The following is a 14,169-nucleotide window of genomic DNA, read 5'->3' as shown; positions in this document are numbered from 1 at the left end:
GCGCCGGGGGCACGGGCACGCGTGGGCGCGGACGCGGCGGTGCGGCGGGATCGCGGGAAGTCCGTGGGAGAGTTCCGGCGGAGGACGTCAAGACGGCGGCGCCCGCTCCGACCACCGGTCGGAGCGGCCCCGCCGGGGCCCGCACACCCGAGGGAGTCACGAGATGAAGTTCCTGATCAGCCTGCACATCAACCCGGCTGTGCTGGACGCGCTGACCGACGAGGAGAAGGCGGCGATCGGCGCCGGGCACGGCAGGTTCATCGAGGAGGTGAAGGAGTCCGGCGAGCTGATCCTCACGCAGGCGCTGGTCGACCCGTCGCAGGCCGCCGTGGTGACCGTCCGCAACGGGCAGCCGGTGGTGACGGACGGCCCGTTCCTGGAGGCCAAGGAGTTCCTGGGCGGGTTCTACCTGGTCGACTGCGAGGACAGGGCGCGCGCGATCGAGCTGGCGGCCCGGATCCCGGACACCCGGATCGCGGGCCTGGGCGTCGAGGTGCGGCAGGTGATGTTCTCCGACGGAAACTTGGAGGCATGACGGCTACGGGCAACGAGGACGACGAACGCAACCGGGTCACCGGGGACCGCCGGGACCGCCGGGACACCGGGGACACCGGGGACCTGCTGCGTGGGCTCACGCCGCAGGTCCTCGGCACGCTGGTGCGGAAGTACGGCCGGTTCGAGGGGTGCGAGGACGCCGTGCAGGAGGCCGTCCTGGCCGCCGCCGTGCAGTGGCCGTCCGAGGGGGTGCCGGCCAACCCGCGCGGCTGGCTGGTGACGGTCGCCTCCCGGCGGCTGGTCGACCAGGTGCGCAGCGACCGGGCGCGCCGGGAGCGGGAGTCGGCGACGGCGGCCGCCGAGGTGGTGCCGGAGGGGGTGCCGGACACCGACGACACCCTGCTGCTGCTGTTCCTGTGCTGCCACCCGGCGCTGACCGCCGCCTCCCGGACCGCCCTGACGCTGCGGGCGGTCGGCGGGCTGACCACGGCCGAGATCGCCCGGGCGTTCCTGGTGCCGGAGGCCACGATGGCGGCCCGGATCAGCCGGGCCAAGCAGCGGATCCGGGCCGCCGGGAGCTCGTTCGCGCCGCCCGCGGGCGCCGAGCGCGAGGAGCGGCTGCGGGTCGTCCTGCACGTGCTCTACCTGATCTTCAACGAGGGCTACACCGCGTCCTCGGGCAGCGAACTCGACCGCCCGGACCTCGCCCGTGAGGCCGTCCGGCTGACCAGGTCGGTGTACGCGCAGCTGCCCGGGGACGGCGAGGTGGCCGGGCTGCTGGCGCTGATGCTGCTGACCGACGCCCGGCGGAGCGCCCGGACGACCGCGGCCGGGGACCTCGTCCCGCTGGACGAGCAGGACCGGACGGCGTGGGACCGCGCGCTGATCGACGAGGGCACCGCGCTGGTCAAGGCGGCGCTGGCCGGGCCGGCGCTCGGCCCGTACCAGCTGCAGGCCGCCATCGCCGCCACCCACGCCGACGCGGTGACCGCCGCGGACACCGACTGGCGGCAGGTGCACGGCCTCTACCTGATCCTGGAGCGGATCGCGCCCAATCCGGTGGTCACCCTCAACCGCGCCATCGCCCTGTCCGAGGTCGAGGGCCCGGAGGCCGGGTTGGCCCTCCTCGCCACCCTGGACGCCGACGCCCGGATGGCCGGGCACCACCGGCTGCTGTCCGTGCGGGCGCACCTGCTGGAGAAGGCCGGCGACCGCGCCGGGGCGTACGAGCACTACCGCCGCGCTGCCCGGGCCACCGCGAGCCTGGCGGAGCAGCGCTACCTGGAGGGCCGCGCGGTGCGGGTCCGGCGGGTCTGACCCGTTCGGCGGGCGGTCCGGCCCGTCCGCCCGCCCCGTCCGCCCGCCCCGTCCGCCCGCCCCGCCCGCCCCGTCCGCCTGCCCCGACCGCCGCGCCCGTCCGCCCGCCTGCGGCGCCCGTCCCGCCCGCCCCGGCCGGGCGACGGCCGTCAGCCCGGCCCGTCGGCCTCGCCGGTGGCCGGCCGCCAGTCCTCGAAGACCCGCAGGCGCAGCCGGGAGCGGCTGAAGTCCGCGAACCACCGCAGCCACTCGTTCTGCCCGGCCAGGGCGGCGCGGGCCGTCGCGTACCAGTCCTCGCGGTCGAGGAGCGCGAGGTAGGCGGCGAGGACCGCATCGAGCTGGGCGGGGGTGCAGCCGGAGTACTCGGGGGACTCGGTGGCCAGGTGCAGCGTCAGCGAGGCCACCACGCAGAAGCGTTCGACGGTGGGCGGCGGGTCGCCCGCGTGGCGGGCGTGGGCCGCCAGGACGGCGGCGGAGTGCGGGTAGTGGCGCAGGGTCATTCCCATGCCGGCGCTCTGCGTCATGATCTGCAGCAACCGCCCGGTGTGGTCGAGCAGTTCGCGGTCCTGCCCGAACTCCGGGAGCGCCTCGTGCAGTCGGGCGGCCGTGGCGGCCCTGCCCGCGAAGTAGCCGTTGAGGAAGTCGCCGTCGACCGCCCGGCGCAGCAGCCACGGGCGGGTGGCCGGGTCGTCGAGCCGGCAGAGCGCCTCGACGACGTAGACCCGCCCCCAGCCCGCCACCCGGTCGGCCAGCCAGAGCAGGTGCGCCGCTCCGCCGTCGAGGCGTTCGAGCGCGTGCGCCGCGAGCGGGCCGGAGGTTCCGGACAGCAGCCCGATCGTCCGGATCAGCGGGCCGTCGTCCGGCGCGGCGGCCTCGGCGAGCAGCGCGAGCCCGACGGTGACGGCGCCCTCGTCGGTGCCGTGGCGCACCAGCCACCGTCCGGTCCGCCGGACCCGCCACGCGTCGGTGCACCGGCGGGCGGCCGCGGCGATGTCCGCGTTGCGGTGGATCGGCACGTAGAGGTCGCGGAACGCGTCGGCCAGTGCGCCGGGTTGGGCGGACGGCTCGGCGAAGTGCGCGTCCAGGACGCGGGCGACCGGGAGGCCCGCCGTCCGCAGGTCGTCGGGCGCCGCGGGGCGTGGTCGACCGTCGTCGGGGTACGGCTTTCCGTCGCGGGGCAGCGGCTCGTTCGGGTTCTGCCGGTGCAGGCGTACCGCGTGGTCGTACAGGCCGGTTCGGGTGTCGGGCGACCGGGGCCCGGGCACCGCGCTCACCAGCGGTCGGTGGACTCGATTCTCGTGATCACGGCGCCGATGGTCGCACCCGAACTCCGCGCTTGGCAAGCGGTTTTACGATCCGTTTCCCGGCCGGTCCCGAGCGGTGGGCCCCCGCCGACCGCAGCGACACGGACGACGGGGGCCTGAAGACGGGCCCTCAGCCGCCGGCCTTCAGGACCTGGGCGGCCGCCACGCCGGCCGCGCTGTTGCCGTGGCCCCCGCCCTCGACCTCGGCGGCGACGGCGAGGTCGCCGCGGTAGGCGATGAACCAGCTGTTGGTGGCCTGGCTGCCGCCGGCCTCGACGGTGCCGGTCTTGGCGCCGATCTGGCCGGACAGGCCGGACATCGGGGCGCGGGCGGTGCCCTGGGTGGCGGTCTTGGACATCATCGAGCGCAGGTCCCGGGCGACGTCGGCGGGGAGCCTCCCGGGCGCCGTCACGCGCTTGGCGTCCTCCCGCAGCACGGGCTGGCGGAACGTTCCGCTCTGCACGGTGGCGGCGACCGAGGCCATCGCCAGCGAGTTGACCTGGATCCTGCCCTGGCCGATGTACTCGGCGGCCGCGTCGTCGTTGTTCGCCGGCACCGGGACGGTGGCGTCCCGGCTGTCGATGCCGATGTGCCACTCCAGGCCGAGGCCGAACTGGTCGCGGGCCACCTTGGTGAGCGTGCCCGGCTGCAGCTTCTCCAGGCCCTTGTCGATGAAGCCGGTGTTGCAGGAGTGGCTGAAGTCGTCCGCGAGCGTGTACGAGGGGAAGTTGCCCGGCTCGTCGTTGTGCCACGGGCGCGGCGAGAAGGTGGTCTCCTTGCACGGCACCACGGTGTCCGGGGACACCCCGGCCTCCAGCAGGGCGGCGGAGGTGATCACCTTCATCGTGGAGCCGGGCGGCTGGCCGCCCGAGACCGCGCGGTTGTGGCCGCTCGGCGAGTAGGCCATCGCCAGGATGTTCCCGGTGCTCGGCTGGACGGCCACCAGCGAGGCCGGCTTGCCGCCCGCCGCCTGCTGCTTGACCGCCTCCTCGGCGACCTGCTGGAGGCCGGCGTCCAGGGTCAGCTTGACCTGCGGTGCGCTCGGCGGGGTCAGCACGAACAGCTGCTCGGGCTCCCGCCCGGTGCCCGAGAGCACCACGGCCCGCCCGTTGACGACGGTCGCACCGTCGGCGGGCCCGATCTTGGCGAGCACGGCGGTCAGCGACGGGAAGCCGTCGAGCGGCTTGCCGTTGCGGTCGACCGGCTTGGACACCGGGTCGGGCAGCTGCTTCACGGCGATCGTGCCGCCCGTGGCGAGGTGCGGGTGGAGCACGGTCGGCGCCCAGTGCACGACGGCCTTGCCGTCCTGGGAGCGGCCGACGCTGAGCGCGCTGTCGTACTCCCAGGCGCCCGTGGTGTTCTCGAACTCGGCCTTCACCCGGAAGCCGACGGCCGGATCGCTCGCCGTACCGGCGGGCGCGGGGCCCGTCGGGGTCAGCGCGAGCGAGCGGGTCGGCACGTTCTCGCGGAACACGGCCAGTGCGGCGCGGGCGGTCTCCGGCTTGTCCGTGAGGGCGGAGGCGGCGGTCACGTCCCCGCGGCCCCAGGCCGCCAGGAAGTCCTTCGCCACCGCCGCGGCCTGGTCGGCGGTCGGCGGCTCCTGCGGGCCCTTCGCCGCGGTGTCGGGCCCCTGGGTGCCGCCGCCGTCGCTGCTCGACGTGTTGCCGCCCTGCACGGCGTCCACGATGTTGTAGAGGCCGTACCCGCCGACGGCCAGCAGGGCGGCGAACACCCCGCCCGCCGCCACCAGCACGGCCCGCCGCGCACCCGAGCGGCGCGGGGCTACCTCCTCGTCCGCCTCGTCCGCGAACTCGACGCCCCGGTACCCGGCGTCCTCGAACCGGCCGTGGCCGTCGTCGAGCTCGGTGTACCCGGCGTAGTCGTCCGGCTCCTGCGCCTCGCGCATGGTCTCGTCCCCCCTGTGTCCTGCCTGATCACGGGCCCGCCCCCTCCGGCAATCCCCGGCCCGCTGCCCGCCCGGTCGTCCGGCGATCCGTTCGAGCGCGGACCAGCCTATGCGGGGCAGGGCGATCGGTCGACAGCAGGAGGGCCCGCCGGGCAGCCAGCAGGCCCTCCTGCGGCGCCTGGCCCTACGCCCAGGGATCGGTGAAGGCGCGGCCCGGGACGGGCTTGGCGATCACGGCGACGGCGGTGAAGAAGTTGACCTGGCCGATGGCGATCATCAGGGTGGCCAGGGCCGTCTCGTCGTAGTGCTCGGCGACCTCGGCGTACAGCGCGTCGGAGACGCGCTCGCCGTGCGGGTCGGGCCGGAGGGCGGCCTCGACCAGGGCGAGGGCGGCCCGCTCGGGGGCGGTGAAGTACGGCGAGTCCTGCCAGGAGGCGACCGAGGTGATCCGCTCCTCGCTCTCGCCGGCCTTGCGGAGGAAGCCGGTGTGCAGGACGGTCAGATAGGTGTTGGCGGCGATCTGGCCCGCCCGCAGCTGGACCAGGCCGATGGTGCTGCGGGGCACCGAGCGGTTGCCGGTGGCCCGGAAGAGCGCGGCCGACACCTCGGCCAGTGCGGGCACGAGCTGAACCGGGTCCTGGGCCATCCGGGGGCGCAGCGGGATCTCGGTGGTGATCGAGCGGGTGGTCATCGTCGTGTTCCTCTCGGGAGCGGCCGGAGCGGCCGGCGCGGCGGGAGCGCCGCGGTCGGTGTGATCGGCGGTGCCGTCACCTCCCCGACGGATCCCGCGGCGCCGTTGTGACAGCGCCGCCGCGCACGCGTGCTTCCGAGTACCGCGCGGGAGGGCTCAGCGCAGGACCGCGGGCGTCGGCCCGTCCGGCCGCACGGTGATGCTGTAGACGGCGCCCGACGGCTTGGCGCGGAACTCCACCGCGCCCATCGGCAGCAGGAGTTCGAGGAGGGCGGTGGTCTCCCGGAGGGCGAACTGGGTGCCCAGGCAGGCGCGGGCGCCGAGGCCGAAGGGGAAGTAGGCGCCGAGCTGGCCGGGGCGTTCCGCGCCCGGGGCGAAGCGGGCCGGGTCGAACCGCTCGGGGTCGGGCCACAGGGCCGGGTCGCGGTGGGTGAGGTACGGGCAGACCAGCACGTCCGTGCCGGCGGCGATGCGGTGGCCGGCGACGACGTCGTCCTCGACGGCGTGCCGGGGGAGCAGCCAGGCGGAGGGGTAGAGCCGCAGTGTCTCGCTCACAAGTGCCTGCGGGTCGGCCGTCCGGGCCCCGGGGTGGTCGTCGAGGAGCAGGAAGAGCCAGGTCAGCGTGGTGGCGGTGGTCTCGTGTCCGGCGACGAGCAGGGTGACGAGCTCGTCGCGGATCAGGGTGTCGGTGTACTCCGGGAAGCGGTCGCCCGCGTCCAGCAGCACCCGGAGCACGCCCGGTTCGTCCAGCGGGCCGGCCGAGCGCGCCGCGTCGATCGCCGCGTGCGCGACGGCGTCGACCCGGGCCAGGTCCTCGGCGACCGCGTCCCGGGCGTCCGCCGCGTTGGTCGGAAGCTTCGGCATGGCGGCCACCACCCGTTCCACCGAACGGAGTTCCTGGTCCGTCCGGTCGTCCAGCGGCAGCCCGGTGAGCGCCCGCCAGACGGTGTCCAGGGCGAAGCGGCGCATCTCCTCGCCGACGTCGAAGGTCTCCCCGCTGCGCCGGTAGCCGGTCCAGCGCTCGGCGGTGCGGTGGGCCGCGGCGGCGATCCGCCGCTCGTACGTGCGCATTCCGGTGCCGGTGAACTGGGACTGCAGCAGCCGTCGTTGGCGCTTCCAGGCGTCCCCGGTGGCGGACAGCACGCCGTCCCCGACGAGCATTCGGGCGCGGTGCGAGCGCTTGACGTAGCGGTCCGGGTGGCGGCCCAGGACGTGCTGCACCGCCGCCGGGTCGGTGATCAGGACGGTCGGCGTCGGGCCGAGCCGCACCGCGGCGAGGCCGCCGACGCCGCGCTGCGCCCGGGCCAGCAGTTCGACGAGTTCGGCTTCCTCGGCCCGCCACTGCTCGACGGCCTCCGGGGCCAGCTCCGGTACCGGGCGGGTGTCCGTGCTCACGGGTGGTGTCCTTCCGCTGTGCTGACGGTGCGTCCGCTGCGACTCTATGCCAGGCCGGGGTGCGGCCGGGCTGCGCCGACCGGGTGGCGGTCCGGGCCGGGGCCGGCACGGCGGCCCGGCCAGCCGTATGCGAACGGGTACCGTGCGGCGGGGCCGACCGGCCCCGCTCGCTGCGCGGATGGGAGAACGCATGCCCGGGACCCGGCACCTCGGAAGCGGCCGGACCGGCCGGACCGCCCGGTGGCTGGCCGCCGCCCTGCTCGTACCGGCCCTGGCGGCCTGCGGAGGCGGCGGCGGAGACTCCGCCTCGGGTCAGCGGAGCGACAGCGGCCAGAGCGGCGCCGGGCAGACCGACGACGGGCGGACCGACGACCAGCGGACCCAGGACACCGGGAACCAGGGCGGGTTCAGGACCGCCGGCGAGCCGTCGGCGAACGTCCAGGGCACCGACAACAGCGCCCTCATCACGCTGCACTTCACGTCGACGAGCAGCTTCGACGCCACCGTCAGCAAGGTCGCCGACTGCGGCAGTTCGGCGTACGCGGTCAACCCCGGCTCGCAGCAGGTCAAGGTGACCGACGGCGTGGGCGAGCAGGTGGAGTTCACCCTCCCGGACTGGAAGCCGGGCACGAAGGAGCGCACGATCTGCCTCACCGTCACGGTCGACGGCTCCAGCAAGCGGGTCACGGCCGTGGGCAGGGTGTCGATCATCTCCCCCGACCACGGCACCACCACCTCCCCGGGCGGCAAGACCCCCGACGGCGGGGTGAGCCCGTACGGCGGCACCTCGCCGGGCGCCGGGAGCAACTCCTGAGCGCTGCCGAGGAGGAGCCCCCGCACGGGCCCCCGGGCGCGCCCCGGGACGAGCCGCAGCCGCCGCCCGTGCGGCCCTGGGCCGACTGGATCGCCAAGCTCGCGACCTGGGTCGCCCCGACCACCCTCCTCACCGCGCTCCTCTTCTTCTTCGGCTACGCGTACACCAGCTCGCTCTACAGCTACTTCGGCATCGACGCCGGCACGATCGGCTTCGCCACCCAGGACCTGCTGCTGCGCAGCTCGCCCGCGCTGTACGTCCCGGCCGGGGTGGCGCTGTGCGGGGCGCTGGTCGGCGCGCTGGGCTACCACCTCGCGACCAGGGCGGTCGGGGGCGGTACGGGCGGCGCCCGGACCGTCCGGTGGATCTGCCTGGCCGTCACCGCGCTGACGCTGCCGCTGCTGGTGCTCGGCTTCCTGGCCGGGTTCGAGGTGGTCGACGCCGGCCCGATGGGCACCCCGCTGCTGCTCGGGGGCGCGCTGCTGCTCGCGGTGCTGGCCCGGCTGATGTACGTGCGGAGCACCGGCGCGGCCTACCCGCTGACCGGGGAGCGCGCGGCGCTGGGCATCAGTGTGGCGCTCGTCGTGCTCTGCTCGTACTGGGCGGTCGGCGGCTACGCCCAGCAGAAGGGGACGGCCGACGCCGAGCAGCTCGCCCACCACCTCTACCGGCGTCCGGCGGTCGTCCTGGACACCTCGGAGCGGCTCCACCTGGGGTGGGCGGGGGTGCGGGAGACGGTGCTGCCCGATGTCGAGCAGGGCGCGCGGTTCCGGTACCGCTACGAGGGCCTTCGGCTGCTGGCCCACTCCGGCGGCCGGATGTTCCTCGTCCCGCGCGACTGGACCTGGGAGACGGGCAACGGGCTGATCCTCCCCTTCGACTCCACCGTCCGGGTCGCCTTCCACCCCGGGTGACCGCCCGCCCGGCACACGCCCGCCCCGGATGACCGCCCGCCCCGGCGCACGGCTGCGCCGCGGTCCGTCCCCCTCGACGGCCCGCGGCGCAGCTGCTTGCGGATGGTGTCAGGTCGCCCCGGTCACACCGGCTGCCACAGGGCCGGGACGATCGGCGGCTCCCAGCCGACCTGGGCGGTGTGGCCCTGGACGCAGCGGTAGCTCACTCCGTTGTAGGTCACCACGTCGCCCGCCCGGTAGGTGGTGCCGGGCGTCCAGGTGCCACCGGGGTTGGGGTTCCCGTTGCCCACGACCAGGGAGAAGCCGGTGCTGTGGGTGGCGGAGCCGGTCCCGGTGAGGGTGATGGCGTAGGTGCCGGCCGCGGTGGCGGCGGAGGTCGCGACGGTGACGGTGGCGGAGCCGCCGGACTGCACCGAGGACGGGCTGAAGGTGACCGTGACGCCGGCCGGGGCGCCCGAGGCGGTCAGGCTGACCGTCTGGGCCGAGCCGGAGGTGGTCGCGGTGGAGACCGTCGCCGTGGCGCTGTCCCCGGGGTTGACGGTGGCGGTGGCCGGGTTCACCGAGAGGGAGAAGTCGTCGGCGGGCGTGCTGCCGCCGACCGAGGTCTTCCAGATGGTGTAGGCCACGCCGTCGGCGCTGCGATTGAGCACCGTCGCGTCGACGTTGCCGGTGGTGTCGCAGGACTGGTGGTAGCAGGAGTCGTAGGAACGGCCCGCCGTGCCTCCCCACTTGGCGGCCTGCGCTGAGGTCTTGGTGTCGCTGGCGCCGGCCGCGTAGCCCGAGGTGGGGATGCCGGCCTGCTGGAAGGAGTAGTCGTCCGATCGGCCCTGGCCCTCGACGTTCTCCTCCGGCTGCAGGTTGAGCGAGTCCCAGTAGGCCTTCATCGGTGCGGAGGCCGCGGAGGAGATGTTGTTGACGAAGTAGCCGGCGTTGGGCGAGCCGACCATGTCGAAGTTGTAGTACGCCTTGATCGCGGAGCGCTGCGTGGAACCCAGCTGGCCGACGTAGAACTGCGAGCCCTGCAGGCCCTGTTCCTCGCCGGTCCACCAGGCGAACCGGACGTGCCGGGTCAGTGTCGGGTTCTGCTGGGCCAGCACGAGCGCGTTCTCCAGCAGGGTGGCCGAGCCGGAGCCGTTGTCGTTGATGCCGGGGCCGGCGCCGACGCTGTCCAGGTGGGCGCCGAACATGGTCACCTGGTCGGCCGGGCCGCCCGGCCAGTCGGCGATCAGGTTGTTGGACTGGTAGGTGCAGGAAGTGCAGGTCTGCTCGCTGACGGTGTAGCCGGCGGCCTGCAGCTTGCCCTTGAGGTACGCCACCGACTGGCTGTGCCCGGCGGTGCCCGCCCGGCGGTTGCCGCCGTTCTGGTTGGCGATGCCGTTCAGCTGCGCCAGGTGGGCCTGGACCTTGGCGACGTCGATGTCGGGCGCGGGCCCGCCGGGGTTGCCCCCGCCGCCGACGGTCAGGGTGTACTGGGCGGTGTGGGTGGCCGCTCCGGCGGTGCCGGTCACGGTGATCACGTACGTCCCGGCCGGGGCGCCCGCGGAGGCCGCCAGGGTCAGCGTCGCGGACGCACCGGTCTGCACGGACGACGGGCTGACCGTCGCGGTGACCCCGGCCGGGGCGCCGGAGACGCTCAGGTTGACGGACTGCGCGGTGCCCGAGGTGAGGGTGGTGCCGACCGTCGCCGTGGTCGAGGAGCCCGGCTGGACGGAGCCGGACGCCGGGCCGAGCGACAGCGAGAAGTCGTTGTTCCCGGACGGCGTGCAGGTCGGGTCACCGCTCTGCGCGGGCACGCTGATCGCGTCCCAGGCGGCCTTGGCCCGGGTGAAGAAGGTGCAGGACGGGTCCAGGTTCTTCGCCGCGGTCAGGGTGGCGGTGCGGTAGCGCTTGTACGTCATGCCGCTGGTCTTGAGCAGCATGCCGCCGTAGAAGACCCGCCCGGCGTCCTTGATGCCGATGCCGGTGACCGAGGAGTTGTTGCAGGTCGGGCTGGTGGGCTTGCCGCCGCCCGGGTTGGAGCCCTCGGCCAGCAGGTAGAACCAGTGGTTCAGCGGGCCGGCCGCCGCGTGCTCCTCGGTGTTCGGGATGGAGGAGGAGTAGCAGTTGGGGTTGTTGCTCACCAGCGAGGGGTTGTACATGTTGCGGATCGGCCCGCTGCCGACCAGGTTGATCATCTCGCCGACGGTGTAGTCCGGGTTGTCGTACGGCGCGGGCTCGTTGGCGTAGGCCTCGGTGAGCGCGCCCATGATGTCGCCGGTGGACTCGCCGAGCCCGGCCTCGTTGTTGGCGCCGCCCGGGGTGTACTGGTCGATGCCGTGGCCGAACTCGTGGCCGACCACGTCGATCGAGGCGATCCACTCGTTGGCCTGGCTGTGGCCGATGGATATCGTGCTGCCGTCCCAGTAGGCGTTGACGTCGTTGAGGCCGACCTTCACCGGCCAGCTGCCGCCGTTGCCGTTGTGCCCGTTGCGACCCAGCCAGTCGCGGAGCATGTCCCATTCCTTCTGGGCCGCGAACATGGCGTCGCCGCAGCCGGTCTCCTTGCTGGTCGGGCTGCCGGTGCCCCAGGAGTCGGTGGACTTGGAGAAGACCTGGCCGGTGCTGTAGTCGGAACAGCTCAGGCCTGGCCGGTTCGGGTCGCGCAGCGAGTACGAGCCGCCGGATCCGGTGGTGCTGATGGTGACCGGTGCCGGGCCGTTCCACTTGCTGTTGACGGTGCCGGCGTGGACGTCGTCGTAGCGGTCGACGACCTCGCCGGTCGCCGCGTCGACGAAGACGTGCAGCCGGCTCGGGGCGTTGCCGTTGCGGCCGCTCAGCACGGTCTCCCAGGCGAGCCGGCCGCCGTTGCCGTCCTTGACCCGGACGACCAGCCGGTTCGACTCCACCGCGTCCACCGCGGGCAGTTCGGCGCGGGCGGTCCGCTCGGCCCGATCGGCGTCGATCTGCGGGGTGACGGAGCCGCCGATCGGGCCGGGGGCCGCGGACTGCAGGCCGCGGACCTTGCCCTGCCCGTCGGCGAGCACCACCGCGTCGCCGCCGACCACCGGCAGGCCGCGGTAACTGCGTTCGTAGGAGACGGAGTAGAGGCCGCCGACCCAGGGGGTGACGGCCCGGCGCTCGTAGGTCTCGCCGGGGCCCTTGGCGAGTGCGTCCAATCCGGCCGCGGCCGCGGCGTCGGCCGCGTTGACGGCGGCGGCCAGGGCGTTCGGCGGTGCCGGGGAGGGGGTGGGCGCGGCGGTGGCCGGCCCCGCGGTGGCGGCGATCAGGCCGGCCAGGACGGTCAGGGTGGTCGCCGTGGTGAGCAACCGACCGGTGGAAACTCTGCGTTGCATCGAGGCTCCTCGCATGTGGGGGTCCTCGACCGCGGACGGCAACGGCTGGTGGCGCACCGCAGGCCGGGGCAGGGGGAGGGCCGTGCGGGCCGTCCGCGCTCGGGTGCCCGAACCCTCACATGGCGTCATGCTCGGGTCAATGGCTGGTGCGGGCGATGCAAGGGGTTGGCAAATTCCGTCAAGTCCGCGGCTCCGCTTTGCGTCAAGCTGGGCTTTCCTCCCAGTGGTTGAGACCACGTCATGTACGGGGCGGGCGGCCATCGAGTACCGTCCTGGTCGTCGGAGTCGTCGGAACCACTGGAATCGTCGGCGGGCCCCGCGATCGGCCGGGGCCGAGGACGCACCCCGGGAGGCAGCCGTGGAGCGGAACCGCGTGGCCCCAGCGACGGGCGTTCCGGAACCGCCGACCGGCCAGGGCCGGGGCGCCTGGCGGGAGTTCGGCGCCCGACTGCGGCACTGGCGGCGCCGGGCCGGCCTCACCCAGGCGCAGCTCGGCGCCGGGATCGGCTACGACCACACCGCCGTCAGCAAGATCGAGCACGGCGCCCGCCGGGTCACCCCCAGGGTCGCCGACCGGATCGACCGACTCCTGGGCGCGGGAGGCGAGGTGAGCGCCGCCTGTCTGCGCGCCGAGAGCGCCGAGCTGTGCGGCGTCGACGTCTTCTCGCCCGCGCTGCTGCGGCCCCCGCTGCCGGGCGTCACCCCCGCCGGTCCGGCGCCCGCCGCCCCCGCCCCGGCGCGGCTGCCCGACTACGGCCTGCTCTGCCCGCTGCACGGCGCCGAGGGCTGCGACGTCCCCGCGGCCGCCGAACTCGCCGGTCTGCACGCCGAGTTCTGCGCCACCTGGACGCCCACCTGGACGCCCACCGGGACGCCCACCGGGACGCCCACCGGGACAGCCGCCGGCCCGCCGCTGGACGCCGCGACCGCGCACGCCCTGACCGGACTGCTCGCCGCCCGCCTGCGCTCCGGCGAGACCGGCGACCGGCCGGGCCTGGCCGCCGCCGTCGAGCGCACCCTGCACGCCGTGCTCGCCAGGCTCGCCGCCGCTCCCGCCGCGCAGCGCCGTCCGCTCGCCCGGCTGGCCGCCGAGCACGCCCACGCGGCCGGCGCGCTGCGCATGCAGGACGGCCGCAACGCCACCGCGATGGCCTGCTACGACCGCGCGCTCACCTGGGCCGGGCTCGCTGGGGACCAGGCCACCCAGGTCGGCACGCTCAGCGACCTGAGCATCCTGGCCCGGCTGGACGGTGACCCGGAGGCCGCGCTCGGCTACGCCCGGGAGATCGACCGGGTCGCCCCCGGCCTGCCCTGGGCCGGTGCGATGGGCCGGATCAGCCGGGCCCGTGCGCACGCGCTGACCGGCGACGTCCGGGAGACCGTGCGGCAGATCGGCCTGGCCCGGTCGTACCTGGACCACGTCGGGGTCGAGGACGAGGCCGACGTGCCCTGGCTCTCCATCGCCTCGATGCGGATGCGGGTCGAGTCCGCGGCGGCCGCCGCGCTGCGCGACCTCGCGGCGGCGGGGGACGACCCCCGGCTGGCCCGCCGGGCGCTGAGCGCCACCGAGACCGCCCTGGGCCTGCTCGGCCCGACCCAACTCCCGGCCAGTCGCCTGCTGTTCGTCGTCCGGGCGGCCGACTGCCTGGTCTGCGCGCACGATCCACGGGCGGCCGTCGAACTCCTCGCTCCGGCCCTGGAGGCCACGCCCGCGGCCGCCCTCCCGGCGCTGGTGGAGCACGAGCTGCGCGGCCTGCGCGACCGCCTGGCGGCGTGCGAACCGCGCGCCGCGCACCGGCTGGCGGAGCTGGTCCGGGCCTGAGCGGCGGCCTCCGGCGCGGTGTGCGACGCGGTGTCCGTCACGGGGCACCGCGGGGTGCGGGCGAGGATGGGGCGCTCGACGGCGCTCACCCGGCGGTGTGACGGCTCTGCGCCCCGGCAACTCCCGTAACTGCGCCAAAATGCGCCCTCTTCACGCCGTTCGAGCGTCAACTTCGTGCG

General features: G+C 74.9%; 10 protein-coding genes. 5 read left to right on the top strand and 5 right to left on the bottom strand.

Translation table 11 applies throughout. From position 1 onward, the window contains the following. The first annotated feature begins 163 nt into the window (after positions 1–163). Both ABT048_RS16095 and ABT048_RS16090 read left to right on the top strand, forming a co-directional pair. Positions 164–535 (top strand): YciI family protein, encoded by a 372-nt coding sequence (locus ABT048_RS16095; RefSeq protein WP_350522004.1) that lies wholly within the window; start codon positions 164–166, stop codon positions 533–535. Next, positions 532–1,812: an RNA polymerase sigma factor gene (locus ABT048_RS16090; protein WP_350522003.1), complete on the top strand. Its 1,281-nt coding sequence runs from the start codon at positions 532–534 to the stop codon at positions 1,810–1,812. Before ABT048_RS16095 ends, ABT048_RS16090 begins: the two co-directional genes overlap by 4 nt. A 149-nt stretch (positions 1,813–1,961) precedes the next feature. Here the strand turns inward: ABT048_RS16090 and ABT048_RS16085 are convergent, their stop codons facing one another. From ABT048_RS16085 to ABT048_RS16070, 4 genes are all read right to left on the bottom strand, one after another. Continuing rightward, on the bottom strand, positions 1,962–3,086 hold the full coding sequence (locus ABT048_RS16085) for a hypothetical protein (protein ID WP_350522002.1): 1,125 nt from the start codon (positions 3,084–3,086) through the stop codon (positions 1,962–1,964). Between the two features lie 160 nt (positions 3,087–3,246). Then, positions 3,247–5,022, bottom strand: coding sequence for a penicillin-binding transpeptidase domain-containing protein (locus tag ABT048_RS16080; RefSeq protein WP_350522001.1), 1,776 nt, complete (start codon positions 5,020–5,022; stop codon positions 3,247–3,249). 184 nt (positions 5,023–5,206) lie between these two features. Further along, positions 5,207–5,713, bottom strand: coding sequence for a carboxymuconolactone decarboxylase family protein (locus tag ABT048_RS16075; protein ID WP_350522000.1), 507 nt, complete (start codon positions 5,711–5,713; stop codon positions 5,207–5,209). A 156-nt stretch (positions 5,714–5,869) separates the two neighbouring features. Continuing rightward, positions 5,870–7,108 carry a cytochrome P450 gene (locus tag ABT048_RS16070; RefSeq protein WP_350521999.1) on the bottom strand — a complete coding sequence of 413 codons (1,239 nt, stop codon included), beginning with the start codon at positions 7,106–7,108 and terminating at the stop codon, positions 5,870–5,872. A gap of 190 nt (positions 7,109–7,298) precedes the next feature. Here ABT048_RS16070 and ABT048_RS16065 point away from each other — a divergent pair, with 190 nt between their 5' ends. Then, complete coding sequence (locus ABT048_RS16065; RefSeq protein ID WP_350521998.1) at positions 7,299–7,922, top strand: hypothetical protein; 624 nt, start codon at positions 7,299–7,301, stop codon at positions 7,920–7,922. A 68-nt stretch (positions 7,923–7,990) separates the two neighbouring features. Continuing rightward, a complete protein-coding gene (locus ABT048_RS16060; RefSeq protein ID WP_350521997.1) occupies positions 7,991–8,836 on the top strand; it encodes a hypothetical protein in 846 nt (281 codons plus the stop codon). A 122-nt stretch (positions 8,837–8,958) separates the two neighbouring features. Here the strand turns inward: ABT048_RS16060 and ABT048_RS16055 are convergent, their stop codons facing one another. Beyond that, positions 8,959–12,168 carry a M28 family peptidase gene (locus tag ABT048_RS16055; protein ID WP_350521996.1) on the bottom strand — a complete coding sequence of 1,070 codons (3,210 nt, stop codon included), beginning with the start codon at positions 12,166–12,168 and terminating at the stop codon, positions 8,959–8,961. 373 nt (positions 12,169–12,541) lie between these two features. Here ABT048_RS16055 and ABT048_RS16050 point away from each other — a divergent pair, with 373 nt between their 5' ends. Beyond that, positions 12,542–13,990: a helix-turn-helix domain-containing protein gene (locus ABT048_RS16050; protein ID WP_350521995.1), complete on the top strand. Its 1,449-nt coding sequence runs from the start codon at positions 12,542–12,544 to the stop codon at positions 13,988–13,990. Positions 13,991–14,169: the final 179 nt, after the last annotated feature.

It is taken from the genome of Kitasatospora sp. NPDC096140 (assembly GCF_040303045.1).
Classification (GTDB): Bacteria; Actinomycetota; Actinomycetes; order Streptomycetales; family Streptomycetaceae; genus Kitasatospora.
This window is presented reverse-complemented; position numbering and strand designations above follow the sequence as displayed.

What these genes read in the sequence shown, in the direction of transcription:
- ABT048_RS16095 (WP_350522004.1), top strand. Translation starts at nt 164, where the DNA reads ATGAAGTTCCTGATCAGCCTGCACATCAACCCGGCTGTGCTGGACGCG.
- ABT048_RS16090 (WP_350522003.1), top strand. Translation starts at nt 532, where the DNA reads ATGACGGCTACGGGCAACGAGGACGACGAACGCAACCGGGTCACCGGG.
- ABT048_RS16080 (WP_350522001.1), bottom strand. Translation starts at nt 5,022, where the DNA reads ATGCGCGAGGCGCAGGAGCCGGACGACTACGCCGGGTACACCGAGCTC.
- ABT048_RS16075 (WP_350522000.1), bottom strand. Translation starts at nt 5,713, where the DNA reads ATGACCACCCGCTCGATCACCACCGAGATCCCGCTGCGCCCCCGGATG.
- ABT048_RS16065 (WP_350521998.1), top strand. Translation starts at nt 7,299, where the DNA reads ATGCCCGGGACCCGGCACCTCGGAAGCGGCCGGACCGGCCGGACCGCC.
- ABT048_RS16055 (WP_350521996.1), bottom strand. Translation starts at nt 12,168, where the DNA reads ATGCAACGCAGAGTTTCCACCGGTCGGTTGCTCACCACGGCGACCACC.